The 26,318-nt window shown below is 41.8% G+C and carries 22 protein-coding genes; 14 read left to right on the forward strand and 8 right to left on the reverse strand.

Translation table 11 applies throughout. From position 1 onward, the window contains the following. Positions 1–49: 49 nt before the first annotated feature. On the reverse strand, positions 50–1,642 hold the full coding sequence (nhaB, locus tag VCA1004_RS04405; protein ID WP_086982927.1) for a Na(+)/H(+) antiporter NhaB: 1,593 nt from the start codon (positions 1,640–1,642) through the stop codon (positions 50–52). A 348-nt stretch (positions 1,643–1,990) separates the two neighbouring features. Here nhaB and VCA1004_RS04410 point away from each other — a divergent pair, with 348 nt between their 5' ends. From VCA1004_RS04410 to fadR, 3 genes are all read left to right on the forward strand, one after another. Further along, complete coding sequence (locus tag VCA1004_RS04410; RefSeq protein ID WP_086981789.1) at positions 1,991–2,500, forward strand: helix-turn-helix domain-containing protein; 510 nt, start codon at positions 1,991–1,993, stop codon at positions 2,498–2,500. Beyond that, positions 2,497–3,342, forward strand: coding sequence for an IS3 family transposase (locus VCA1004_RS04415; protein WP_086982454.1), 846 nt, complete (start codon positions 2,497–2,499; stop codon positions 3,340–3,342). The genes VCA1004_RS04410 and VCA1004_RS04415 overlap by 4 nt, the downstream gene beginning before the upstream one ends. Positions 3,343–3,486: 144 nt before the next feature. Beyond that, the gene (gene fadR, locus VCA1004_RS04420) at positions 3,487–4,326 is read left to right on the forward strand and encodes a fatty acid metabolism transcriptional regulator FadR (RefSeq protein ID WP_086982932.1); all 840 of its coding nucleotides are present in this window, start codon (positions 3,487–3,489) and stop codon (positions 4,324–4,326) included. Positions 4,327–4,359: 33 nt separating this feature from the next. On the opposite strand, the gene VCA1004_RS04425 is transcribed toward fadR, so the two are convergent. The 3 genes from VCA1004_RS04425 to metG all read right to left on the reverse strand — a co-directional run bounded on the left by VCA1004_RS04425 (position 4,360) and on the right by metG (position 8,257). After that, positions 4,360–5,184 (reverse strand): hypothetical protein, encoded by an 825-nt coding sequence (locus tag VCA1004_RS04425; protein WP_086982933.1) that lies wholly within the window; start codon positions 5,182–5,184, stop codon positions 4,360–4,362. A 224-nt stretch (positions 5,185–5,408) separates the two neighbouring features. Continuing rightward, entirely contained in the window at positions 5,409–6,047 is a 639-nt protein-coding gene (locus VCA1004_RS15355) for a type II secretion system protein (RefSeq protein WP_408646882.1), read from the reverse strand. A gap of 161 nt (positions 6,048–6,208) precedes the next feature. Further along, complete coding sequence (gene metG, locus VCA1004_RS04435; RefSeq protein WP_086982935.1) at positions 6,209–8,257, reverse strand: methionine--tRNA ligase; 2,049 nt, start codon at positions 8,255–8,257, stop codon at positions 6,209–6,211. A 287-nt stretch (positions 8,258–8,544) separates the two neighbouring features. Between metG and apbC the strand changes: the two genes are divergently transcribed. From apbC to VCA1004_RS04455, 4 genes are all read left to right on the forward strand, one after another. Next, positions 8,545–9,615 (forward strand): iron-sulfur cluster carrier protein ApbC, encoded by a 1,071-nt coding sequence (gene apbC, locus VCA1004_RS04440; RefSeq protein WP_086982937.1) that lies wholly within the window; start codon positions 8,545–8,547, stop codon positions 9,613–9,615. A gap of 200 nt (positions 9,616–9,815) precedes the next feature. Next, positions 9,816–10,457 (forward strand): uridine kinase, encoded by a 642-nt coding sequence (gene udk, locus VCA1004_RS04445; protein WP_086984632.1) that lies wholly within the window; start codon positions 9,816–9,818, stop codon positions 10,455–10,457. Between the two features lie 42 nt (positions 10,458–10,499). Beyond that, a complete protein-coding gene (gene dcd, locus VCA1004_RS04450; RefSeq protein WP_086982940.1) occupies positions 10,500–11,081 on the forward strand; it encodes a dCTP deaminase in 582 nt (193 codons plus the stop codon). Positions 11,082–11,167: 86 nt separating this feature from the next. Beyond that, positions 11,168–13,354 (forward strand): AsmA family protein, encoded by a 2,187-nt coding sequence (locus VCA1004_RS04455; RefSeq protein WP_086982942.1) that lies wholly within the window; start codon positions 11,168–11,170, stop codon positions 13,352–13,354. Positions 13,355–13,481: 127 nt separating this feature from the next. Here the strand turns inward: VCA1004_RS04455 and cobO are convergent, their stop codons facing one another. From cobO to rne, 3 genes are all read right to left on the reverse strand, one after another. Then, positions 13,482–14,081, reverse strand: coding sequence for a cob(I)yrinic acid a,c-diamide adenosyltransferase (gene cobO / locus VCA1004_RS04460; RefSeq protein ID WP_086982945.1), 600 nt, complete (start codon positions 14,079–14,081; stop codon positions 13,482–13,484). 81 nt (positions 14,082–14,162) lie between these two features. Beyond that, positions 14,163–15,722, reverse strand: coding sequence for a SulP family inorganic anion transporter (locus tag VCA1004_RS04465; RefSeq protein ID WP_086982947.1), 1,560 nt, complete (start codon positions 15,720–15,722; stop codon positions 14,163–14,165). Positions 15,723–15,979: 257 nt separating this feature from the next. Continuing rightward, a complete protein-coding gene (gene rne, locus VCA1004_RS04470; RefSeq protein WP_086982949.1) occupies positions 15,980–19,105 on the reverse strand; it encodes a ribonuclease E in 3,126 nt (1,041 codons plus the stop codon). 667 nt (positions 19,106–19,772) lie between these two features. On the opposite strand from rne, the gene rluC reads away from it, so the two are divergent. Then, positions 19,773–20,717, forward strand: a complete 945-nt coding sequence (gene rluC / locus VCA1004_RS04475) for a 23S rRNA pseudouridine(955/2504/2580) synthase RluC (protein WP_086982951.1) — start codon at positions 19,773–19,775, stop codon at positions 20,715–20,717. A gap of 148 nt (positions 20,718–20,865) precedes the next feature. Here rluC and VCA1004_RS04480 read toward each other — a convergent pair whose 3' ends face one another. Continuing rightward, complete coding sequence (locus VCA1004_RS04480) at positions 20,866–21,450, reverse strand: Maf family protein (RefSeq protein ID WP_086984633.1); 585 nt, start codon at positions 21,448–21,450, stop codon at positions 20,866–20,868. A gap of 164 nt (positions 21,451–21,614) precedes the next feature. Between VCA1004_RS04480 and yceD the strand changes: the two genes are divergently transcribed. The 6 genes from yceD (at position 21,615) to fabG (ending at position 26,136) form a co-directional block, all read left to right on the forward strand. Next, positions 21,615–22,139 carry a 23S rRNA accumulation protein YceD gene (gene yceD / locus VCA1004_RS04485; protein WP_086982953.1) on the forward strand — a complete coding sequence of 175 codons (525 nt, stop codon included), beginning with the start codon at positions 21,615–21,617 and terminating at the stop codon, positions 22,137–22,139. 44 nt (positions 22,140–22,183) lie between these two features. Continuing rightward, a complete protein-coding gene (gene rpmF / locus VCA1004_RS04490; RefSeq protein WP_017025198.1) occupies positions 22,184–22,354 on the forward strand; it encodes a 50S ribosomal protein L32 in 171 nt (56 codons plus the stop codon). 9 nt (positions 22,355–22,363) lie between these two features. Beyond that, the gene (gene plsX / locus VCA1004_RS04495; protein ID WP_086982955.1) at positions 22,364–23,389 is read left to right on the forward strand and encodes a phosphate acyltransferase PlsX; all 1,026 of its coding nucleotides are present in this window, start codon (positions 22,364–22,366) and stop codon (positions 23,387–23,389) included. Positions 23,390–23,394: 5 nt separating this feature from the next. Continuing rightward, a complete protein-coding gene (locus tag VCA1004_RS04500; RefSeq protein ID WP_086982956.1) occupies positions 23,395–24,345 on the forward strand; it encodes a beta-ketoacyl-ACP synthase III in 951 nt (316 codons plus the stop codon). A 66-nt stretch (positions 24,346–24,411) separates the two neighbouring features. Beyond that, a complete protein-coding gene (gene fabD / locus VCA1004_RS04505) occupies positions 24,412–25,338 on the forward strand; it encodes an ACP S-malonyltransferase (protein ID WP_086982958.1) in 927 nt (308 codons plus the stop codon). A 63-nt stretch (positions 25,339–25,401) separates the two neighbouring features. Continuing rightward, positions 25,402–26,136 carry a 3-oxoacyl-ACP reductase FabG gene (gene fabG / locus VCA1004_RS04510; protein ID WP_086982960.1) on the forward strand — a complete coding sequence of 245 codons (735 nt, stop codon included), beginning with the start codon at positions 25,402–25,404 and terminating at the stop codon, positions 26,134–26,136. Positions 26,137–26,318: the final 182 nt, after the last annotated feature.

Consider the following 26,318-nt stretch of genomic DNA (forward strand, 5'->3'; position numbering starts at 1 on the left):
TCGAGAATAAGGGCATGTAAACCCTTATTCTCGAGCAGCAATTTAAGGATTAATGACCGATGATAGGACTACCTTGGGTTGCAATTTCAATGGTTGAAGAGGTTAACCAACCAACAGAGTGGAAGTAGGCCGTCATAGGTTCTAATAAGAAATGAATGCCGAAGTAACCAACTAAAGTTAAGATAATAGTATAAGGCAATGCCATTAATACCATCTTGCCATAAGAGAGCCTAATTAACGGTGCGAGAGCGGACGTTAATAAGAATAAGAATGCAGCTTGACCGTTAGGAGTCGCAACCGATGGTAAGTTAGTACCGGTATTAATCGCCACCGCAAGAAGGTCAAATTGATCTCGAGTGATAGTGCCATCTAAGAGCGCAGCCTTAACTTCATTGATATACACCGTACCGACAAACACGTTATCCGACACCATGGATAGAATACCGTTAGCGAGGTAGAACATAGTAATTTGTTGACCACCTTCCAACTCAAGCACCGTTTCAATGATAGGTTTAAATAAATGTTGATCAATGATTACAGCGACAATCGCAAAGAAAACAGCCAATAGGGCGGTAAAAGGAAGAGCTTCCTCAAACGCTTTACCCATAGCATGTTCTTCAGTAATACCTGTAAAGGCAGTCGCAAGGATAATGACAGATAAACCGATTAAGCCTACAGCCGCAAAGTGGCCAGCCAAACCGATAATTAACCAAACGGCAATTAAAGCTTGAACGTATAATTTAGCGACATCTTGTTTAGTCCGTTTTTTCTGCTGTTCATGCTCATATTCAATTAAAATTTTACGAACATTTTCTGGTAATTTTGCACCGTAACCAAACAGTTTGAATTTTTCAACAAAGATACAGGTTAAAAGGCCACAGAAGAAAACGGGCAGAGTGATAGGTGCCATGCGGAGAATAAATTCACCAAAACCCCAACCTGCTTGATCGGCGATGATGAGATTTTGTGGTTCACCTACCATGGTCATCACGCCACCTAATGCCGTACCAACCCCCGCATGCATTAATAGTGAACGTAAAAAGGCACGGTAATCTTCTAAATCATTACGCGTGATTTCAGGGATGTGAGCATCGGTGGTGTGGTCATGAAATGCGGTTGAATCTGGACTAGAGACCACCTTATGGTAAATTGCATAAAAGCCGATCGCGACACTGATAATCACCGCGATAACGGTTAATGCATCTAAAAAGGCGGAAAGAAAGGCTGCGGTAACACAAAAAGCGATAGATAAGAGTATCTTCGAGCGTACCCCTAATAAAATTTTAGTGAATACAAAAAGTAGCAATTGTTTCATGAAGTAAATCCCAGCCACCATGAAAACAAGCAATAACAGAACTTCAAGGTTATTGGCGAGTTCATGTTTGACTTGTTCGGCACTGGTCATGCCGATAGCAATTGCTTCAATCGCCAGTAAGCCTCCAGGCTGCAATGGGTAGCATTTTAATGCCATGGCAAGGGTAAAGATAAACTCGACCACCAACATCCAACCAGCGATAAATGGGTCAATCCAGAAAAAGACAATGGGGTTGATAATTAAAAAGGCAATAATGGTCACTTTGTACCAATCAGGCGCTTTACCGAGAAAGTTTTTGATTAGTGCATTTCCTAAAGACATATTCATGAACTTGCTTATTTCACTCCAAAAGTTTGAACCAATGCACAGTATGCCGTGATTTTCATTTCAAAATGTGAAAATCATCAAATTATTTGCCATACAAAAGAAAACATTCGTAATAACTGCTATAGAAAGTTGACGCTTGGTTGCTGTGATTTTAATTTTGTTAATTTGATTGATTATTTTTGTTTTTATTTTGTTTGTTTTCTCTGCGCCAAACAATACAGAACCAACGCAGATAGTAAACCTACAAAATGAAATATCTGGAACTGAGTTGGGTTTTTATGTGAAAAATGATGGCATGAAGAGTGAACTGACCCCCAATAGTTGGACACCAACATTGGGGGTTATTTTATGTCTAAGTACATCAGAGAATTAAAGCTGTGCATTGCTCAGCGTTGCCTTGATGGCGAATCATCGACATCTCTTGCAAAAGAGTTATCTATTCCTGCGAACCAAATTCGTTATTGGACTTCTGTTTACAGGATCCATGGTTCATCTTCATTTTTACCTCTTGATTATGAAAATTCCGCAGATTTTAAATTCTCGGTATTAAAATCAATGTGGGAAAATAACTGGTCTATAAGCCAAGCGAGTGCTGAATTCAATTTTTCTTCTAACGGGACTATTTCTGTTTGGTTAAAGCTTTATAATCAGTCGGGATTCCAAGGCTTACATTCCCGACCTAAAGGCAGACCATCTATGAAAACTCAATCAAATAAGCGTCCGACTAAACCTGATGAAGACATGTCACTTGATGAACTCAGAGAGGAACTGGCTTATTTGAGAGCGGAGAATGCTGTTCTAAAAAAGTTAGAGGAGCTGGACAAGTTAAAACGTCAAGCAGCAAAGAAAAAGCGTTGACTGTTCAAGCTCTAAAACACCAACACAAAATCCAGCATTTATTGCAATCCATTGGATTGCCCAAGAGTGTGTATTACTACCAATGCCAAGTGTTGAGCACTCCCGAGCCTTACGCGAATGAGATAGCGAGTATTGAAAGAATATTTCATAAGCATAAAGGTCGATATGGTTATCGACGCATTCATTATGCTTTACGTAGAGAAGGCATCTACTTAAATCATAAAACGGTTCAGCGCTTAATGGCAAAACTAGGGCTAAAATCGACCGTAAGACCGAAGAAATATCGTTCTTATAAAGGTGCGATTGGGCGTATTGCCCCGAATATTCTGAAGCGAGACTTTAAATCGACGAAACCAAATGAAAAATGGGTGACCGATGTGACGGAATTTAAAGTGGCAGGTGAAAAAGTCTATTTATCTCCTATCATCGATTTATTTAATCAAGAAGTCGTTAGTCATACTGTAGCGACCTCACCTAAATTACATCTCGTGACCGAGATGCTAGAAAAAGCGACGAGTAAGTTAAGTCAAGCGTCCTCGTTAACTTTACATAGTGACCAAGGGTGGCAATACCAACACCGTGATTATCGTAACAAGCTAAAAGAGAAAAGAATAAATCAGAGTATGTCGAGAAAAGGAAACTGTCTTGATAATGCTGTGGCTGAAAACTTCTTCGCACTTTTAAAAACAGAAATGTACCATGGTTACCACTTTGACAGTGCTGAGCAACTTATGGCATGCATTGATGAATATATTGATTATTACAATAACGATCGGATTAAGGTGAAATTAAAAGGCCTAACTCCGGTAGAATACCGAAATCAGGCCTTAGAAGCCGCATAACAGAAATGTCCAACTTTAAGGGGTCACTTCAAGAGCAGCAATTAGCCTTCTTTAATTGACGGATTTCTTTTGTAGGTTTTCAGTCGGTCAATAGTAGTGGTATGATGAGTCAAATTTTCATTTCTAGATTAAGTAAAGTGAATAATGGTTATTAAGGCAAAAAGCCCTGCAGGGTTTGCAGAGAAATACATAATTGAAAGTATTTGGAATGGAAAGTTCCCTCCGGGTTCTATTCTCCCTGCCGAAAGAGAGTTATCTGAATTAATAGGTGTCACCCGTACAACATTACGAGAAGTGCTGCAAAGATTGGCTCGTGATGGTTGGTTGACAATTCAGCATGGTAAGCCAACAAAAGTCAATAACTTCATGGAAACATCGAGTTTGCATATTCTTGATACTTTGATGACTTTAGATACCGATAACGCCACCAGTATCGTGGAAGATTTACTGGCCGTTCGCACCAGTATCAGCCCGATCTTTATGCGTTATGCTTTTAAGTCTAATCCTGAAGCTTGCATTAAGACCCTTAATCGAGTGATTGAGTCTTGTGATAATCTGTTAGCACATTCGACCTTTGAATCTTTCATTGAGCAATCTCCTTATGCAGCCAAAATTAAACAGTCTGTAAAAGAAGATAATGAACAAGATGAACAGAAGCGTGATGCGATACTGTATGCGAAAACATTTAACTTCTATGATTATATGTTGTTCCAACGTTTAGCATTCCATTCTGGTAATCAAATCTATGGGCTGATCTTTAATGGTATTAAAAAGCTCTATGATCGAGTGGGAAGTTTTTATTTTTCAAACCCAGAAGCACGACAATTAGCATTGAAGTTCTATAAAGATTTATTGATGTTGTGTGAGCAAGGTGAATACCAAGAGTTACCAACGGTTATTCGTCGCTATGGCATCGAAAGTGGTCATATCTGGATGAAAATGAAACAGAATCTTCCTAGTAACTTTACAGAAGATGATAGTTAAATGAAGATGATAGTTAAATAAGGAAAAGCCTGCTTACATTGCAGGCTTTTTTTCAACTTGTTGAGGGCTCTCTAAAGGTAAATAAATTTCTTCACAAATCTCGTATAATATTTGGTCATAAATAGTAAAGATGAGATAAGAAATTTCAAGGGATAACGCATAAAGCTCATCTTGTGGCTCTTCAATATCAGTGCCATTTTCCCAACGTTTTAGGTGTTGCAAAATACCGTATTGATCATTGTCTGCAATGGTTAAAGGGCAGATAAGTGACAGTTGGTTTACTTTACGGCTCAGCATAATAGCGTAATGGCGAAAGCGCTGTTTTCCTTGCGGTGTCACCGTCTCAGGGATAGAAATTCGAAATCGTGTTAATACTTCAAGAGTATCTAAGACTTTTTGCCAATGATGATGATAATCCGAGGCGATTGCATCATGTCGAGAATCAACCAACCATTTGATCATAATATCATCAATTAAAAACATCGCTTGTCGGATCAACTTCCCATGCTCTATTTGGTTTTTAGCCACCGTAAATTCTGACCAATTAGCCATAATCCGGTAAGTTTTATCTTGCAAGACTCTCACTTCAGGGCCGGTTAATGTCCCGGACTGTTCTCTTAATTTGATTAAGCATTGTTCGATATCAACATGAAGTTGCTTGATGTCGTTATTGTTGCCGTCTTGAATGGAAAGTTGGCTATGCGTTAAGGCGCGATGTTGTCGAATCAAAATCAATAACTGGCGGCATTGATTTACTCGTTGAAAGCTCCATTGATTGCTTTTTTCACGTGCAAAGTTCAGATAAAAGAGTGACGCAATTACGCCAGTAACAATAAGAAAACTGAAGGTGATAAACATGGTGACTCCTTCCCTTGACGACGATATTACCTTTTTTATGCAATTTTTAAGCCAGGATTCATTCGTTGTTAGCACAAGGAGCATGAGTAGTTAGGAAGGAGGGTATGCACCAAAGTGATATTGATGTACCAATTTGGTGCATGGGATTATACCAATCTTGCCAATTATCTGATCATCTTTGCTTGTTCTCAGTCTTTTTCCTACACAATTTCTGACCATCTAAATTAGTGTGATTCACAATCGGGGGAAAGAGTGATGATAGGCTGTTCGCCATCTTTTATTGGTGTGGAATAAGTCAGATAACATCCAGAAGCTGGAGCACTACTTATATTATTGATATTTTTGAAATCAGGATCATTTGAGCCAGCATAGAAGATGGAGTAGTTTTGGTTTGCCCGGGTACTTTCAGTACTTCCAATCATCTTATATTGACCATTATCAATATTTTCTAACCCAAGTCCATCATCAGTAATACCTTCAAGCCCATCGACGACTTTAGATAAATCCACGGCAAAGGCTGGATAGCCAAATTGGGTGTTAATGGCATTTAAGTCATCAGTACTGGGCTTTCCACGGTTGAGTATGCCGCATTGGCCTTGTTCGTTGAGCTTGACACATGCCGTACCATTAAGACCCGTTGAGGTATCACCTATGTGTTCTTTGTCTTGAATGACAGCTTTTCCATACACTTCTTGTACAGCATCTTTCATCGCCCCTTTTAGACCGTGCATGATTGAATGACGGGCATCAGTCTGAATATCTAAAAACTTAGGAGCTGCAGTGACGGCTAAAATACCCAGGATTACAATCACGACCACCAGCTCGATGAGAGTAAAGCCTTTTTGATTAGTGTTTATTATCATATTGTTATCAATCTAACTATGTGTAAAATTTGTTCATTTATAGCACAGATTAAATATTTTGTAACTTTTTGTTTCGAAAAGTGTAAGGCTAATAGGCAAAAAAATACCCAGCAAATTATGCTGGGTATTGGATATGCAATGCTTTGGCTATTATATGAATTTTACATGACACGCATGCCAGGTTGAGCGCCGTCATGAGGCTCTAAAATCCATAGGTCTTTGCCACCAGGGCCAGCGGCTAGGATCATGCCTTCAGACATACCAAACTTCATCTTACGCGGTTTAAGGTTGGCAACCACGACGGTTAATTTACCTACGAGTTCTTCCGGTTGGTAAGCTGCTTTAATGCCAGAGAAAACTTGACGCGTTTCACCACCAATATCCAATTGGAATTTCAGTAGTTTGTTGGCTTTTGGCACGGATTCACACGCAATGATTTTCGCAATACGCAGATCAATTTTTGCAAAGTCATCAAACTCGATTTCGGCTTCAATTGGCTCTTTATCTAATTCAGATTGAGCGGCTTGTTGTGCTTGCTCTTTCGCTGCCATTTCTGCTGCGGCATCTTCTTTAGAGGCTTCGATCATCGCTTCTACATGTTTAGGATCGATACGGTTAAAGAGCGCCTTAAATTTAGTGATTTCATGAGCAACAAGTGGTTGAGCAATGTTATCCCACGCTAAGGTTTCATTTAAGAAGGCTTCTGTGCGAGCAGCAAGCTCAGGCATAACCGGTTTCAAGTAGGTCATTAAGACACGGAACAAGTTAATGCCGACCGTACAGATGTCTTGCAGTTCTTGGTCTTTACCTTCTTGTTTCGCGATAACCCAAGGGGCTTTTTCGTCAACGTATTGGTTGGCTTTGTCTGCAAGTGCGGTGATTTCACGGATAGCACGGCCAAATTCACGTGTTTCATATAGCTCGCCAATGCGCTCTGCAGCATCAACAAATTCTTGATACAAGGCTGGTTCTGCAAACTCAGCCGATAACTTGCCTGCAAAACGTTTGGTAATAAATCCAGCATTACGTGAAGCGAGGTTAACGATCTTGTTTACGACATCAGAGTTCACACGTTGAGTGAAATCTTCAAGGTTAAGGTCAAGGTCGTCAATACGGCTATTAAGTTTTGCGGCATAGTAATAACGCAGACATTCTGGGTCTAGGTGATTTAAGTAAGTGCTAGCTTTAACAAAAGTGCCTTTCGATTTCGACATTTTCGCGCCATTGACCGTAACGTAACCATGAACAAACACGTTATTCGGTTTGCGGAAGCCTGCACCGTCAAGCATGGCTGGCCAGAATAGGCTATGGAAGTAGACAATATCTTTACCGATGAAGTGGTATAGCTCAGCGGTGCTGTCTTGTTGCCAGTATTCATCAAAGTTTAAGTCATCACGTTTGCCACAAAGGTTTTTAAATGAACCCATGTACCCAATTGGCGCATCTAACCAAACATAGAAGAATTTATTTTTCTCACCAGGGATTTCAAAGCCAAAATAAGGGGCATCACGAGAGATGTCCCATTGTTGCAGGCCTGACTCAAACCACTCTTGCATTTTGTTGGCGGTTTCGGTTTGTAGGGAGCCAGAACGCGTCCATTCTTTCAACATGCTTTGGAATTGTGGCAAATCGAAGAAGAAGTGCTCAGAATCTTTCATGATTGGAGTGGCACCCGATACCGCAGATTTTGGATTGATCAAATCCGTTGGGCTGTAGGTTTCGCCACAAGCATCACAGTTATCGCCATATTGATCTTCCGCTTTACACTTAGGACAAGTGCCTTTGACAAAACGATCCGGTAAGAACATTTCTTTTTCAGGATCGAATAATTGAGAAATAGTGCGGCTGGTAATAAAACCATTTTCTTTTAAGCGTAAGTAAATAGAAGACGCCAGTTCGCGGTTTTCGTCACTGTGGGTGCTGTGATAATTATCAAAGCTGATGTTGAAGCCGGCGAAATCTTTCTCATGCTCTTTTTGCACTTCCGCGATCATATCTTCTGGTTTGATCCCAAGCTGTTGAGCTTTTAGCATGATTGGCGTGCCGTGAGCATCGTCTGCACAAATGAAGTTGACGGTATTACCACGTAGGCGCTGATAACGAACCCAAACATCCGCTTGAATATGCTCAAGCATGTGGCCTAGGTGAATTGAGCCATTAGCATAAGGAAGTGCACAGGTTACCAAAATTTTTCTTGGGTCAGTTGCCATAGTTTATTTTCGCTTCTTATTCTTAGAGATGGACAAAGCGGGTGTGCGACTTGAAAAACAATGCGCATACCGGAGAGCTTTATCGTCATAAATGTGGTTAATGATTCTACCCGATAGCCAACTAACTTCAAGAACACATCATGGCATTATGGGGTATTTTTAATGCGGATAAGCCCACGAGGAGGTTTGTTAGGCATTATTTTAAGCGCAATTGGTTAAGATATTTTGCTGAGCAACAAATATTGTTACGATGGCGGAGTTAATTGACTCGCCATTAAAGAGGTTTTATGTCTGATTTGTACCGCACCAAAGAAGCCTGTCTCCAACGCTTAAACCAATTTGAACATGAAGCTTTGATTGAGCATTGGGCTGATACACCAAATCTTGTGCAAATGATAAAACAAGGTCATTTACGCATCACCTTACCTTTTGTGTATCAAGGCTTGGTAGAAGAATTGCAAGCCTGGTGTGAGACTCAAAGGGAGCAAGGTTTTCCTTTGGTTGAGATTACGACTCAAGTTAAGCCCTTAGTCACCAAACAAAGTCAAGCCGTGAAAGGAGTCAAGAATATTATCGCGGTAACGTCAGCAAAAGGTGGTGTCGGCAAATCAACCACTGCCGTCAATTTAGCCTTGGCATTGCAGGCTCTGGGCGCCAAGGTTGGCTTGTTAGATGCCGATATCTATGGCCCATCGGTTCCCTTAATGCTCGGCACTCAAGGCGCACAACCTGATGTACAAGATGGTAAATGGATGCTCCCGGTAGAAGCTCACGGGCTGTTTACTAACTCGATTGGTTATTTGATTGACGACCAAGACGCGGCAATTTGGCGAGGGCCAATGGCGTCAAAAGCACTGGGACAAATACTCAATGAAACCTTGTGGCCACAATTGGATTATTTAGTGATTGATATGCCACCAGGTACAGGGGATATTCAGCTCACCTTAGCACAACAAGTTCCTGTCACTTCTGCTGTAGTGGTGACTACGCCGCAAGATATCGCACTAGCCGATGCTAAAAAAGGCGTCACCATGTTTGAAAAAGTGGATATTCCAGTTTTAGGTTTGATTGAAAATATGAGTTATCACATTTGCTCAAATTGTGGTCACCATGAAGCCATTTTTGGACAGGGTGGTGCGGCCAAAATGGCGCAAGAAGCTCAGCTTGCCTTATTAGCACAAATTCCACTGCATATTGATGTGAGAAGTGATATTGATAATGGTTGTCCTACCGTTGCAGCAAGGCCTCAAAGTGAACATGGCTTAATTTATCAACAGTTGGCATCACATGTTTCAGCCAACTTATTTTGGCAAGGAAAACCAAAACCGGATGAAATTCGTTTTGTGGAAGTGAATTAAATGAAAAATTGGTGGAGAAATAAGCATCTCTACTTTGATTCAATTAATAAATTGCTTTTGTAACTCGCACCACGCCTAATTTTGGGTATATAATCAAGCGGTTTAAATACCCATTTTGATTCTTAGAAAAACGCTGGAATCAACTTGGGTTTCCTTGTCACTATTGAGCTTGGGTGCTTTACATGTCAGAACAACAAAACATGCCTGAAAAAAATAAATGCGTCATTGTAGGAATCGCCGGCGCATCGGCTTCAGGGAAGAGCTTAATTGCAAGCACCATCTATAAAGAATTACGTGCCAAAGTCGGTGATCACCAGATTGGCGTGATCACAGAGGATTGCTATTATCGCGATCAAAGCCATCTTAGTATGGAAGAGCGTGTAAAAACAAATTATGACCATCCTAGCGCATTAGATCATGACTTATTATGTGAACAATTAGAGCAATTGGTTCAAGGTAAGTCAGTTGAAATTCCAGAGTATAGCTATTCAGATCATACTCGTACTGAGAATACGACATTAATGACGCCAAAAAAGGTCATCATTTTAGAAGGGATTTTACTGCTAACAGAACCTCGTTTACGTCAGTTAATGCATGCTTCTGTTTTTATGGATACGCCATTAGACATTTGTTTATTACGTCGTGTTAAACGTGATGTTGAAGAGCGTGGTCGTACTATGGAATCGGTATTGAAACAATATCAAAAAACGGTGCGTCCAATGTTCATGCAGTTTATTGAACCATCAAAACAGCACGCTGATATTATTGTTCCACGTGGTGGTAAAAACCGTATTGCGATCGATGTACTTAAAGCTCATATCGCTAAGCTTTTGAAATCATAAGAAATATGTATTAGGCTAAGAGCCACCTTAGGAGAGATATTCGTGAGATTGTGTGATAGGGATATAAAAAAATATTTGGAAGCAGGTAAAATAGCCATTTCGCCAACGCCATCGGAAGAGAGCATCAGTGGTTTAACGGTTGATGTTCGCCTTGGTCATCAGTTCCGTGTATTTAATGATCACAGTGCGCCTTATATCGATCTGTCTGGTAAAAAAGATCAAGTAACGGCTCAACTTGAAAAAGTGATGAGTGATGAAATAGAAATCTCAGACGATGAAGAATTTTATTTGCATCCAGGTCAACTTGCTTTGGCGGTCACTTATGAATCGGTTGATTTACCGGCCAATATTGTGGGGTGGTTAGACGGTCGTTCTTCCTTGGCTCGATTAGGTTTGATGGTGCATGTAACTGCTCACCGAATCGATCCAGGTTGGTCTGGGCGTATTGTATTAGAGTTTTATAATTCTGGTCGTTTGCCGCTAGCACTTAAGCCGATGATGCCAATTGGCGCATTAAGTTTTGAAGTGTTATCCGGTGATGCTGAAAAACCGTATAACAAGCGTAATAACGCGAAATATAAAAACCAGCAAGGTGCCGTTGCTAGCCGCATAAATGAAGATTAAGTCGTTACGACTTTAATTTAGAATTGACTCTTAAAAAAGTGGCTATCCTTTGGTATCGCCACTTTTCTTTTTAATAAGGGAACGTCATGAAAAAAGTACTCCTATTCCTTTCTGTGCCTATCGCTGTGATTGTGATCGCGATTTTGGCACTGGTTTTATTTGTAAATCCTAATCAATTTAAACCCATGATCATTGAACAAGCGAAAGCGCAAACCGGTTTCGATCTTGTGATTGATGGCGACATCTCTTGGAGCTTTTTCCCACATTTAGGCTTTTCCATTGGCAAAACCCAAGTTTTAAATCCAAGCCAAGATTTTAAACAGCAGCAGGTGGTTAAAATTGATGAAGCGGCATTGGATATTTCCGTTCTTCCGCTGTTAGACCGCCAACTACAAATAGGCAATGTCACATTAAGTGGGGCAGATATTTTTGTCCAAAAGCTTAAAGATGGCCGTTCTAATTTAGATATCGTTAAGCAATCAGCAGAAGAGCAAGCCGCTCAAGAGACTACTCCTGCGGAGCAAGCACCAGCTTCTGAATCTAAGGCGACAAACAGTGAGACTGAGGCCCCTTGGAGCGTGACGTTGGCAGGCATTACCGTCAATGATGCCAAACTTGTGATGCTTGATGCGACCACTGCTTCAAACTTAGCATTATCGGATGTTAATTTTACTTTATCTGAATTTAGTTTTAACCAATGGAGTCAGGCTGAATTTAATATCACTGGCACCAATAATCAGCAGCAATTTTCTGCGGCTGGTAAAACAGAGTTTAAAGTCTCTCAAGACCTAGCTGATTACCAATTACGCAACACGGAAGCTCAAGCGCAATTTAAAGATGGGGCGACTGATATTAAGAAAGCTACGCTGAACTTGAAAACCTTCCAATTTGATACGCCGAATCAAATGGCCGTGACGGTGCAAGGAAAGGCGGCTGATATGAATCTTGATATTCAACAGGCCGCGACTTTAACCGTGAATAAAGCCATGACCTTAGTGACATTGGATGCAATGACGGTAAAAGGTAAAGTAGAGGGTAAAGCGTTACCTCTTAACCCCCTCAATATTGATATGGCATCGACGATCAGTTTTGATTTATCCAAGCAATATTTGGATGTGGTCTTAACGAAGTTGACGGCTAATCAATTACAATTTGATGGCTCTGCACAAGTCAGTTTAGCGCCGAGTATTCCGAAAGTCGTTTTTGCAATGCACAGTCCAGAGATCAATGTGGATGCTTTGTTAGCAGAAATGGAGCAATCGTCAGGAGCTTCAACAGCAAGCGAGGCGACTCAACCTGCCGCGGAGAAAACGGCTGCCGCTAACAAAACAGCAACTCAAGAATCTGAACCTGATCTGAGTGCGACTAAAACACTGGATGTTACCGGTAAGATTACTATTGATAAGCTGACTGCAAACAATGTGAAAATGCAGAATGTTCAAACACAGTTTAAAGTGAACCGTGGCGTGATTGATTTGCAAAAATTTGCGGCGAATTTATACCAAGGCTCTATAGCGGCAAATGCTAAAATTGATGCTCGCCAAACAACGCCAACTTATAGTATTCATAAAGAAATTAAAGGGGTCCAGGTTCAGCCATTATTAAGCGATGTCGCGCAAATGGATTTTATTGCAGGCACAGGTAATATCACGGCGGACTTAAAAGGTAAGAGTCTGATCGTTGATAAAGCGAAGCAAAACTTAGCTGGGGTGGTGAACATCAACTTCGCTGATGGTGCACTGTATGGTGTTAACGTAGCACATGAAGTTCGTTCTGTTCAGGCGCTATTCAATGGTAAAAAAGCGGAAGCTGAGACAGTTAAGAAAACCGATTTTAGTGCTTTCACCTCAACGTTGAACCTTTCTAAAGGGGTGATGACAACCGATAACCTGGCAGTTAAATCTCCGTTATTACGCGTTCTAGGTAATGGTCAAGCAAACTATGTCAATGAAAGCGTTGATTTCTTAGTGAAAGCATCGATTGTAGGGACGCTGAAAGGACAAGAGGGTAAAGAGACCACTGAGTTGAAAAATATCACCTTACCGATCCGGATTAAAGGCAGCTGGGCTGACCCTAAAATTACGCCAGATTTTAAAGCGGCTTTAGATGATCAGACCAAACAAAAAGTGCAAGCTGAGGTCGACCGTGCTAAAGAGAAAGCACAAAAAGAAGTGGATCGCGGGCTCAATAAATTACTCGGTGATGATGACTCTAAATCAAAAGATGATGTGAAAAAAGCGGCAGGTGATTTGCTAAATAGCTTATTTAACTAAGTTGCTTGAGCGTTATTGAATATGAGCCTGAGGTTGTCGACCTCAGGCTTTTTTCATGGACGTGCATAACTCAAGAAGTTCACGACCTGCTTATTGTTCGACTCTAGTTATCCGTCGTTGAAGCTAGTTACCAATCAATACCTTTGCGTGCTTTTAAGCCCGATTCAAAACCATGTTTGACATTTCTGACTTCTGAAACCGTATCAGCTAACTCGAGTAATTGGCGATGTGCGGCACGGCCAGTAATAATGACCGATTGCTCACGAGGCCTATGTTGCAGCGCTTGTATAACTTCCTCCAACTCAATATAACCGTAAGTGATCATATAAGTCAGTTCATCTAACAACACGACATCAATTGAGTCATCAGACAATAACTGTCGACATTGTTGCCATACCTGTTGAGCCGCTTCGGTATCTTTTTGTTTATCTTGAGTCTCCCAAGTAAAGCCGGTCGCCATCACATGAAATGGGACGCCAAGCCTTTCGAGTAAATTTTTTTCACCATTATCCCAGGTTCCTTTGATAAATTGCGCCACTCCACAAGTTTGCCCATGTCCGAGCGCTCGAGTGATCATTCCAAATCCAGAAGTGGTTTTACCTTTACCATTACCGGTGATAACAAGCAGTAAGCCTCGTTCTTCTTGAGCTGCCTCAATGCGTTTATCGACTTGTTGCTTGAGCTTTTGTTGGCGTTGTTGATGGTTATCGTGTTTGTGTTCTGGCATGAATCATCCTTGTTTAGCGGGTATAAAAACGCCCATCATCTTATAAGTGATCATGGGCGTGTTTCAACGGTAACGAAAAGGTTAGTCGGCTAATAAATCAGTAATGACTTTGTAGCTCGGGTCTTCTTTAACATTGATTTCAACTAAGCTACCAGCTTTATGCAATAAGGTGCGGCAATCTTGGCTTAAATGACGTAGATGCAAGGTTTTACCTAATTTAGCGTAACGATCAGCTACAGTTTCAATTGCTTCAATCGCTGAATGATCCACCACGCGAGACTGAGCAAAATCGATAATCACATCTTGTGGATCATCATAAGCATTAAATAGCTCAGTAAAATTAGCAGCAGAGCCAAAGAAGATAGGGCCATTGATTTGGTATACTTTAGAGCCTTCTTCATTGATGGTGGTTACTGCATTGATGTGTTTCGCATGTTGCCACGCAAACATTAGGGCAGAAGCGACGACACCAACACCAACTGCAACTGCTAAGTCGGTTAAGACGGTTACGATGGTGACCAGAATAATCACAAAGAAGTCTTGTTTTGGCACACGGCGAGCCAGTTTGAAGGTCGCCCATTCAAAGGTTCCAATGACAACCATAAACATAACGCCCACTAAGGCCGCAAGTGGGATCATTTCAATCCAAGTTGCAGTAAATAGAATAAAGCACAATAAGGCGATGGCCGCGGTGATCCCGGAAAGGCGACTGCGTCCTCCAGAGTTGATGTTAATCATCGATTGACCAATCATGGCACAACCGCCCATAGCACCAAACACGGAACAAGTGAGATTCCCTAAGCCTTGTCCAATACATTCACGATTACCCTTACCACGGGTGTTGGTCATCTCGTCAACAACCGTCAAAGTCAGTAGCGATTCAATTAAACCAATTGCCGCAATGATCAGAGCATAAGGGAAAATGATTTTTAAGGTTTCTAAATTAAATGGGACTGCAGGTAGAGCAAAAGTCGGTAATTCACCTGCGAGTGTAGCATTAAGGTCGCCTGACATAGTGCGTAGATAGTCGACAACGGTTCGAGTATCAAGATCGAACACTTGCGTAATCGCGGTGACGGCCACAATGGCGACTAAAGAAGAAGGAACGGCCGTTGTTAATTTAGGCAAAAAGTAAATGATGGCCATAGTTAATGCCACCAAGCCTAACATGATCATCATTGGGCCTTGTGGTAACCAAGTCATCATGCCGTTGATATCCGGGGCCTTAAACTGACCGAGCTGCGCCATGAAGATCACGATAGCTAAGCCGTTCACAAAGCCAATCATTACAGGATGAGGGACGATACGGATAAATTTGCCGAGTTTGAGTAAGCCGGCGGTAATTTGGAGTACGCCAACGAGTAGCACGGCAGCAAAAAGATATTGTATACCATGCACCGCCACAAGGCTGACCATTACGACGGCCGTTGCACCAGTCGCACCAGAGATCATGCCTGGTCGGCCACCGAAAATAGAGGTCATCAACCCCATAATAAAGGCCGCATATAGACCTATCATAGGATCAACACCGGCAACAAAAGCAAAAGCAACGGCTTCTGGTACGAGAGCTAAAGCCACGGTTAAACCAGATAAAACATCATTTTTTACGGATTGACTCGACATTTGGGGAAATTCAAACATGTTTTCTCAGTTAAAAATTAGAACAAATGGGCTCTAACTAATAAACCAAAACTTGGAATAAAAGGACGTTATTAATTAGAGAGTGGATAAATTGGTTGACGAATGTTACAGAATGGTTGTATTTCCTGCAACAAGTTATGGTTCTTGATTATTAAGAATGCAAAAATGAAAAGCACTTTATCGACAGATAAACATAAAAAAAGAAGGTCGCAATGAGTGCGACCTTCTTTTGTTCGTGAGAGGGTTAACTCTGACGATTAAGCATCGTGCGTTTTCGACATAACCGAACTCGCATGACCAGTTGCTGCCTGGCTACCCGCAACTTTACCGGTGAAGGTAGATTCACGGAAAGGCGCGGCTACGACAGTAATGTCATTAAGTACACCCGTTCCTGAAGCTTTTGCCATTGGCGCACTGACATGCGAGCTGGCTTTAGCGGCTTTGACTTTCACCGATTTAGGCGTTTTTGCTTGTTGAGCTTTAGGCGCAACGGTCAAAGTAGGAGCGGCAACGGCTTGCTCTGGCTCGGCTTGTTGCGTGGAAGTTTTCATTTCCACTTGAGCATCAGGCGTTTGGCTTGTTGGCTTGTTTTCTACCAAATTATCTTCAGTCGCTTTGCTTTCGATAGCTTTACTTTCGATAACTTTGTTTTCAGTAACTTTAGCTTCATCAACGTTACTTTCAACAAGGGTGGCTTCAACAACCTTAGTTGCTTTTACCGCTTCAGTAGCTTTTGCCGCTTCAACTGGCGTACGCGTCACTTCAACAGATTGAGTTGTGCTTGCTGTTTGCTCTACGCTTTCCATCACAGGAGACGGAACGATGTCCTGTTTTTGGGTTGTTGCCACAGGCGTTTCAATACGTGATTCTACTGACTTAGCATTGGATTTATTCGCCCAAACGATGATTTTACCCATTGACATTTCAGGGAACGCAAAGCCACCTTGAATCGTCGTTTCTACCGCTGGTTTGGCAGTTTTGTGATTCGGTTTTTCTGCCACGTATTTAGGCCAAACTTTACCCATCGCCATTTCTGGTGATGCCATACCACCACTGCGTAGACGGTAAGGATTTGGACGACGATCACGAGTACGGCGACGACGTTGACCACTGGCACGTAAGTGACGAGGTGAACGACGGTTACGACGCTGTTGACCTTCTTCTTTATTGTTAGCTTCTGGCTTAGCTGCAGTTTGTTGTGCAGATTCTGCTTTTGCCACTTCTTGTGCTGCAGGCACTTGCTCTGCTGCTGGTGCGACGACAGCTTCGTCAGCTACTTGTTGGTTAATACGAACTTTTTTCTTCATCTGACGACGTTGACGACGTTGCTTCACTTGAGTCGTTTTTTCTTCAGCTGAAGGTGATTTCGCTTGTGCTTCTGCCGCAATTTGTTGACCTTGTTCAACCACTTTTGAGGTGTTTTTGCTCGGCTTTTTATCTTGCTTTGGTTTGCGTTTTTTATCGTTACGTACTTCGGTCGGCGCAGGGACATTGTCTACTGCGGCTTTTTCTGTACTTTCCTCGTTGTTGCGAGGTTTACGACGTTTATTACGTTGCTCATTACGATCACGATTATTACGGCGACGATTGTTATCGCGCTGGTCGTTACGTGAACGGTTATTCGTTTGAGCTGGTTTCGCTTCTTCTACGGCTTGCTCTTCTTTTTCAGTTTTACCAAAGAAGAAGTTAGCAAGGGCTTTAAAGAAACCGCCAGACTTAGGTTTTACTGTTGGCTCGACACTTGGTTTCGCTTCAGCAGTTGCCGTTGGTGCCGGTGCGCTTGATGGAGCAAAACCTTTTAGGACAGGCTCTTCAATACGACGAGGTTTAATATCGGCATAACCCGGGTCTTCAGTCTCTTTCAATACTTCGATTTTCTTCGGCATTAAATAAGACAGAATTTGATGTTCTTCACCATCACGTAAACGCACCACTTCAAAGTGTGGTGTCTCCATATCAGCATTTGGCACAACAATAATGTTCACTTCTTGATGCTTTTCAATATGCTGAATAGATTTACGTTTTTCGTTCAATAAGTAAGAGGCAATTGGAACGGGAACCACAGCCAGTACTTGAGAACTGTTGTCTTTTAATGCTTCTTCTTCAATTAAACGAAGGACAGACAGAGCAAGTGATTCGTTATCACGCACGACACCGGTACCGGTACAGCGTGGACAAATGTGGTGGCTAGCTTCAGCAAGAGATGGGCTCAAGCGTTGGCGAGACATCTCTAATAATCCAAAGCGAGAAATACGACCAATTTGTACACGAGCACGGTCCATACGAACCGCTTCACGCATACGTGTTTCGACTTCACGTTGGTGACGAACTGGCGTCATATCAATGAAATCGATAACCACAAGACCACCTAAGTCGCGTAAGCGTAATTGACGTGCAATCTCATCGGCGGCTTCTAGGTTAGTATTTAAAGCGGTTTCTTCAATGTCGCCGCCTTTGGTTGCGCGGGCTGAGTTGATATCAATAGAAGTCAGTGCTTCGGTTGGATCGATAACGATAGAGCCACCAGATGGAAGGCGAACTTCACGTTGGAAGGCTGACTCAATCTGACTCTCAATTTGGTAATGACTAAATAGCGGTACATCGCCATCGTATTTTTTTACGCGAGAAACGAAATCTGGGCGAACAAGTTGAATATGCGCTTTTGCACGTTCATAAATAGTATTGCTATCAATTAAAATTTCACCAATATCACGGCGTAGGTAATCGCGGATTGCACGTACAATCACATTACTTTCTTGGTGAATTAAGAAGGGAGCGGCTTCAGTATCCGCGGCTTCTTTAATCGCCGACCAGTGTTTTAATAGGATATTTAGATCCCATTCAAGCTCTTCAGCACTTTTGCCAACACCTGCAGTACGAACAATTAAGCCCATGCCTTGTGGTAATTCTAATGTGCTTAATGCGGCTTTTAATTGGGTACGCTCATCCCCTTCGATACGACGAGAAATACCGCCAGCACGAGGGTTATTAGGCATAAGAACTAAGTAACTGCCTGCAAGAGAGATGAAGGTCGTTAGAGCCGCGCCTTTTTGGCCACGTTCTTCTTTTTCAACTTGTACGATGACTTCTTGGCCTTCTTTGAGCACTTCTTTAATGTTCGGACGGCCTTGGTAGGTATAACCTGCAGGGAAATAATCGCGGGCGATTTCTTTAAGAGGGAGGAAACCGTGACGGTCAGCACCATAGTCTACAAATGCAGCTTCTAAACTTGGTTCTACTCGAGTGATACGGCCTTTATAAATATTTGCTTTTTTAGATTCATGTCCAGGACTTTCAATATCTAAATCGAACAGTCGCTGACCATCAACTAATGCGACGCGCAACTCTTCTTTTTGAGTTGCGTTGATCAACATTCTTTTCATTTTTTAAATTCTCGTTGTTTTTTCTTCGTGATAATTGCTTATCGCTTTTGTCGCATCAAAGGTGCCGGATCCCATGGCTTTGGCTTCAACCTCACGGCTGTATAGGGGATGCTCTTGGGCACAATAGTCACCAAACATTCCTACCTTGTTTACTTAAAGTCGCAGTAACTTCAATTATTAGTTGCAGTAACTTCAATCATTTTGGGTAGAACGAGAATGCTTGGTCCGAATTCGAGCCGGTATTACTTCTGCATTGATAACGTGAGTAGGCGATAAGTTGGTCTTCTTCAGCTATGTCTTACGCCTAATGCAGCACAGATTTCAGAAGCTTCTACTCATTTCGCAAATGGAAGACATTAAATATGCATAGAAAATGTTCAATACAACCATTGCAGCTGTGAACTATAGCAGCGCCAAGAAATATCAGCAATCAGCTTTATGCCAAACTCGATAAATAAATAGGAAAACCTGTGATTAACTTACAATATTTACCTGATTCCATTTCAATCATTATTAAGTTAACACCTTTTATAACAGGTGCTTGAGCTATTTGGTGTTGGTATTTTGTTCAGTTGCCTGCTGAAAATGAATGTGGGGGATAAAATGCCGTGAATAAAATCAAAAATCTTATGCCATTGCTTAGGGTTTGAGTGATAGAATAGGCACTATGACCGAATTTAAAACAGAAGTGAAATTTGTTGATATTGACAGTGATATGGCTGGTCAACGTGTCGACAATTTTTTACGTAATCAACTCAAGCAAATCCCTAAAAGCATGGTGTATCGTATCTTGCGTAAGGGAGAAGTGCGCGTGAATAAAAAGCGCGTAAAAGCAGAATACAAATTGCAAGCTGGCGATATTGTGCGTATTCCACCGGTACGCATTTCCTTAGAAGAAGATGCTGCCCCCATTAGCACTAAATTAGATAAAGTGTCTGAATTGGAAAGCTGCATTATTTTTGAAGATGACAGCCTGCTGATTCTTAATAAACCATCAGGAACGGCGGTGCATGGTGGCAGTGGCTTAAAGTTTGGCGCTATCGAAGCATTGCGAGCATTGAGGCCAGAAGCGCGCTTTTTAGAGCTAGTGCATCGAATCGACCGTGATACGTCAGGTATTTTACTGGTTGCGAAAAAACGCTCAGCATTGCGTCACTTACAAGCACAGTTTCGCGAGAAGACCGTACAGAAGTATTATTTTGCTTTAGTCATGGGAGAGTGGAAGTCGAGCTGTAAAGTGGTCAAGGCTCCGCTGCTCAAAAATGAAGTGAATAGTATTGTGAGGGTTAACCCCAATGGTAAGCCGTCAGAAACTCGTTATAAGATTTTAGAGAAGTTTAACCAAGCGACTTTAGTTCAAGCGAGCCCGATTACAGGAAGAACCCATCAAATTCGTGTGCATTGTCAGTATGTCGGGCACCCTATTGCTTGGGATGACCGTTATGGTGACCGCCGCTTTGATGCTTATACTGGGCAAGTGGGGTTAGACCGATTATTTCTGCATGCCGCCAATATTAAATTTATTCACCCAGCCACTGAACAACCCATGGATATTTCCGCTCCAATGGAACAGAAATTGGATCAAGTGTTGATAGGGTTACGTTCAAAATAAGTACAGAGTAAGACTGTTGTAAATATAAAGGGTGGCGCTTCTGGTTAAGAATCGCCACTTATTTTTTTATAATAGTCACAGATTTTTATTGCTAAACCTGGCTTTAGAACATGAATCCGTTTGAGAGGCGAGGCGTATAACGAAATGCTTAAGCTAATACCTGGATCCCTTGTTGTTCAAGCATATCAATTAAGGTGATAAGAGGTAGGCCAATCAATGCATTGGGGTCCTTACCTTCTAATCGCTCAAATAGAGCAATGCCTAACCCTTCGCTTTTAAAGCTGCCGGCACAATTGAATGGTTGTTCAGTATCGACATAATATTCAATTTGAGATTGAGTTAATGCTCTGAAATGGACATTGAAACAATCTAATTGTGTATCGCATTGCTGGGTTTGGGAATGATAAAGTGCAAGGCCAGTATAAAAGGTGATGATTTTACCGCTCGCTTGAGAGAGTTGTTGAATGGCTTTTTCTCGAGTATGCGGTTTACCCACGATGTGACCGTCGATCATACAAACTTGATCGGAGCCAATAATCAGTTCATTGGCCGTTGATGAGGTGGCGCAAGACTGTGCTTTCTGTTGCGCTAAGCGTACAACCAAAGCTTCGGCACTTTCACCTTCCATTGGTGTTTCATCGCAATGAGGTTGACGGGTTTCAAACGGGAGCGCCAATTTATCTAATAATTGTTTTCGATAAGTTGAGGTAGACGCTAAAATCAACGTTGGCATCATAAATATTCACTTTGTTTTAAACAGTTAACATAACGTTGCACTGTAAACTAATTGAAACCATGCGTCATGTATCAAGGCGCATTTATAATGATAAGAGAAAGTGTAAGTTTTTTACCTTTTTCTTTGACTAAATTCATTTTGGAGGATAATATTCGCGCCCTATGCAAAAGGTAAAAATACCGCGTACAGTGGACCCAGCAAAATCAGCGCAAAAACGCTTAGATTATCAAGGTATAATCCAAGTCAGTTTATTAAAACGCTTAACTGAGTTTACTGAAGGCGTCAAACGTGACGCAGAAGTATCATTGTCCTTTGAGTTGGATGAACAACGATTAGTCGTTATCTCTGGTAAAGCTAACGTCGAAGTCGATTTAGAATGTCAACGCTGTAATGAGATATTCGCACATACATGCGAAGTAGAATTCACTTGTACTCCTATCTATAGTGAGAAAAGTGAACAAGACGCACCCGAAGAGTACGATTTGGTAGATCTGAACGAGTACGGTGAGTTGGATCTGATTAAATTAGTCGAAGACGAGTTCATTCTAGAATTACCTCAAATTGCGATGCATGATGAATCTGAATGTAGCGTTCAATCAAACAATTTGGTGTTTGGTGAGCTTCCTAAAGAAATTGTGGAAGATAAGCCGAATCCATTTGATGTTTTAAAAAATTTGAAGCGTTAGTGTTGTTAACAAATATTAACGATTAAAAACGAAGGAGTAGGGTCATGGCCGTACAAAAGAGCAAAAAATCACGTTCAATGCGTGGCATGCGTCGTTCACACGATGCACTAACAACTAGTGCATTATCTGTAGACGCAACTTCAGGTGAAACTCACCTACGTCACAACGTGACTGCTGACGGTTACTACCGTGGCAAAAAGGTTATCAACAAGTAAGGTTGACCTTTGCAAAATATTACCGTTGCACTTGATGCAATGGGCGGGGATTTCGGTCCTCGCGTAACAGTGCCTGCCGCCGTGCAGGCATTGTCACATTTCCCAGAGCTGAAAGTTATCTTAGTTGGTGATCGTGAACAAATCACGAATGAACTAACACATCTCGGATTTACTCCGACTCCTCGTCTCATTATTAAACATAGTGAGAGGTGTATTTCTAATCGCGAAAAACCATCCTTAGCTTTGCGCAATAGTGCAGGTACCTCTATGCGTATCGCACTCGATCAAGTGGCTGATGGGATGGCAAATGCCTGTGTCAGTGGAGGAAACACTGGGGCCTTGATGGCATTATCGAAGTTTCGTCTGAAATTATTACCTGGTATTGAGCGACCGGCTTTAATTAGTGCTCTGCCGACGGTTTCTGGCAAAAAAACATGGATGCTTGATCTTGGTGCTAATGTTTCGGTTGATGCTGATACCTTATTTCAATTTGCTGTTATGGGGAGCGCTTTAGCGCAAGTACATCTCCCATACCCTCCTAGAGTATCGATTTTAAATGTTGGTGAAGAAGAAATAAAAGGTAACGATTTAGTTAAACGTTGCTCAGAATTACTCAGCCAAACGAAAGAAATTAATTATTCTGGTTATATTGAAGGAAATCAGCTTTTTTATGATGTTGCAGATGTGATAGTTTGTGATGGATTCGTTGGGAATGTGTGTCTAAAAACCTGTGAAGGTGTGGCTCACTTATTTCATCAAAAATTAAAGAGCTACTTTACATCGTCTACGATAAAGGGTTGGATTGCTCGAAAATTATTCTCTCATTTATTTAATGAGTTAAAAACCTTGAACCCCGACCAGTATAACGGCGCAAGTTTGTTAGGATTGCGCGGCATTGTTATCAAAAGTCACGGACACGCTGATACATCTGCTATGATCAATGCGATTGGTGAAGCGGTGTATGAAGTGAAACAGCAAGTTCCAAACCGTATAAGCGATCGCTTAGAAGCGGTTTTACTCGAGAGGCATTATTAGTCTTCATGAATAGCAAAATTTTAGGAACGGGTAGTTATCTACCAACTCAAGTGCGTACTAACGCCGATTTAGAAAAAATGGTGGATACCAGCGATGAATGGATCGTAACCCGCACGGGTATCCGTGAACGCCGTATATCAGCGCCTGATGAGTCAGTGGCTGATATGGCTTATCATGCCTCGGTCAATGCCATTGAAATGGCGGGAATTGATAAACATGATATTGACTTAATTATTGTTGCCACTACCAGCGGTAGCCATAAATTCCCTTCATCGGCTTGTCAGGTTCAAGCAGCATTGGGCATTAAAGGTTGCCCAGCATTTGATGTGGCGGCGGCTTGTTCTGGCTTTGTTTATGGGCTATCTATTGCCGATCAACACATTAAAACAGGCATGGCAAAACATGTGTTAGTGATTGGTGCCGACGCCTTGTCAAAAATGTGCGATCCTGAAGATCGTTCCACGATTATTTTATTTGGTGATGCGGCGGGTGCGGTCGTGCTAGGTGCCAGTGAAGAGCCTGGAATTATTTCGACACATTTACATGCTGATGGTCGCTTTGGTGAGTTACTGAGCTTAGAGGAAGCCAAGCGTGGTGAAAATATTGATGCTTGGTTGCACATGGCAGGCAATGAAGTGTTTAAAGTCGCAGTAACACAATTATCAAAATTAGTGAAAGATACGTTAGAAGCCAATAATATGGCAAAAACAGAGCTAGATTGGTTAGTTCCTCATCAAGCTAACTTACGTATTATCTCAGCAACAGCTAAAAAGTTAGCCATGTCACTTGATCAAGTAGTCGTAACCCTAGATCGTCATGGTAATACCTCAGCGGCAACCGTTCCAACGGCTTTAGATGAAGCGGTTCGTGATGGTCGTATTCAACGTGGGCAGTTGTTATTACTTGAAGCCTTCGGTGGTGGTTTTACCTGGGGCTCTGCGCTCGTCAAATTCTAATTTTTCATTTATGTGTTTATTGCATTAAATACATAGAGCATATTATTTTATTTCAAGGAATTTACTATGAGTAAGTTTGCGGTTGTCTTTCCTGGACAAGGTTCACAAACAGTAGGAATGCTAGCTGACCTAGGTGAGCAATATGAAGTTGTAAAATCAACATTTTCAGAAGCATCAGAAGCGCTAGGTTATGATTTATGGGCATTGGTTCAAAATGGCCCGGTAGAAGACTTAAACGAGACATTCCGTACTCAACCTGCATTATTAGCTTCATCTGTTGCTATTTGGCGTGTATGGCAAGAAATTGGTGGGGAACAACCTCAAGTCGTAGCCGGTCATAGCTTGGGTGAGTATTCTGCTTTAGTTTGTGCAGGCGTAATTGATTTTAAACAAGCAATTAAATTAGTCGCACTACGCGGAGAGTTGATGCAACAAGCCGTTCCTGCTGGAGTGGGGGCCATGTTCGCAATCATTGGTTTAGATGATGCGGCTATCGCGAAAGCTTGTGAAGAAGCGGCACAAGGTGAAGTTGTATCACCAGTTAACTTTAACTCTCCTGGTCAAGTGGTGATTGCGGGCAATAAAGCGGCAGTTGAACGTGCAGGCGAGCTATGTAAAGCGGCAGGTGCAAAACGTGCTTTACCTCTTCCTGTGTCGGTACCATCGCACTGCGCATTAATGAAGCCAGCGGCAGATAAATTAGCAGAAGCATTAGAAAATATTGAGTTCAATACACCAACGGTGCCTGTAATTAATAACGTTGATGTGATTGCAGAAACGAATCCAGCAAAAATTAAAGAGGCGTTAGTTCGTCAACTTTATAGCCCTGTACGTTGGACTGAAGGCGTGATCGCCATGCATGAACAAGGTGTTGAATCGCTATTAGAGTTTGGTCCAGGTAAAGTACTCACTGGTTTGACAAAACGTATTGTTAAATCATTAAGCGCTCAAGCGGTTAATGATGTTGCTTCAGTTGATGCTGTACGTGGTTAATGATGACAACTAAGCGTAATATTATGTTTAGTCACAAAATTTCAGTCATAAAGAGGATTTATAATGAATCTTGAAGGTAAAATTGCACTTGTTACTGGTGCCAGTCGAGGTATCGGTCGTGCAATCGCTGAGCTACTTGTTGAGCGTGGAGCTACGGTCGTCGGTACGGCAACCAGTGAATCTGGCGCACAAGCCATTAGTGACTACCTTGGCAGCAATGGTACAGGTTTAGCATTGAATGTAACGGATGCCGATTCGGTTGCTGAAACGATCAAAACCATTAATGATCAATTCGGCGGAATTGACATTTTAGTGAATAATGCTGGTATCACTCGTGATAACTTACTTATGCGTATGAAAGATGACGAATGGCAAGATATCATGGATACTAACTTAACTTCGATTTTCCGTTTGTCTAAAGCGGTTCTTCGAGGCATGATGAAGAAACGTCATGGTCGTATTGTTAATGTTGGCTCAGTTGTGGGTACAATGGGCAATGCCGGTCAAGCTAACTACGCTGCAGCGAAAGCAGGAGTAATTGGCTTTACTAAGTCTATGGCTCGTGAAGTCGCTTCTCGTGGTGTAACAGTGAACACCGTTGCACCGGGTTTTATTGAGACAGATATGACAAAAGCACTGAATGATGACCAACGTGCTGCTACACTATCACAAGTGCCAGCAGGTCGATTAGGTGATCCTCGTGAAATTGCTTCTGCGGTTGTATTTTTAGCCTCTGATGAAGCTGCTTATATAACAGGCGAAACACTTCACGTGAATGGCGGCATGTATATGGTCTAAATCTGTGTGAGTGCTTTTTAAACAGCGTTTTGCATGATTTAGGTCAAAAATGTGCCAAATATCAGTGAAAAACATAAAATTTGTGGTTTGACCAGCAAGGTCAGTCTTGCAACTTTTAAAAGTTTGAATAAACTACGGCTAACATCGCATTTAAGCGAACTCTCTGTAATAGGAAAAGAAAA

Source organism: Vibrio aphrogenes (genome assembly GCF_002157735.2).
GTDB lineage: Bacteria > Pseudomonadota > Gammaproteobacteria > Enterobacterales > Vibrionaceae > Vibrio > Vibrio aphrogenes.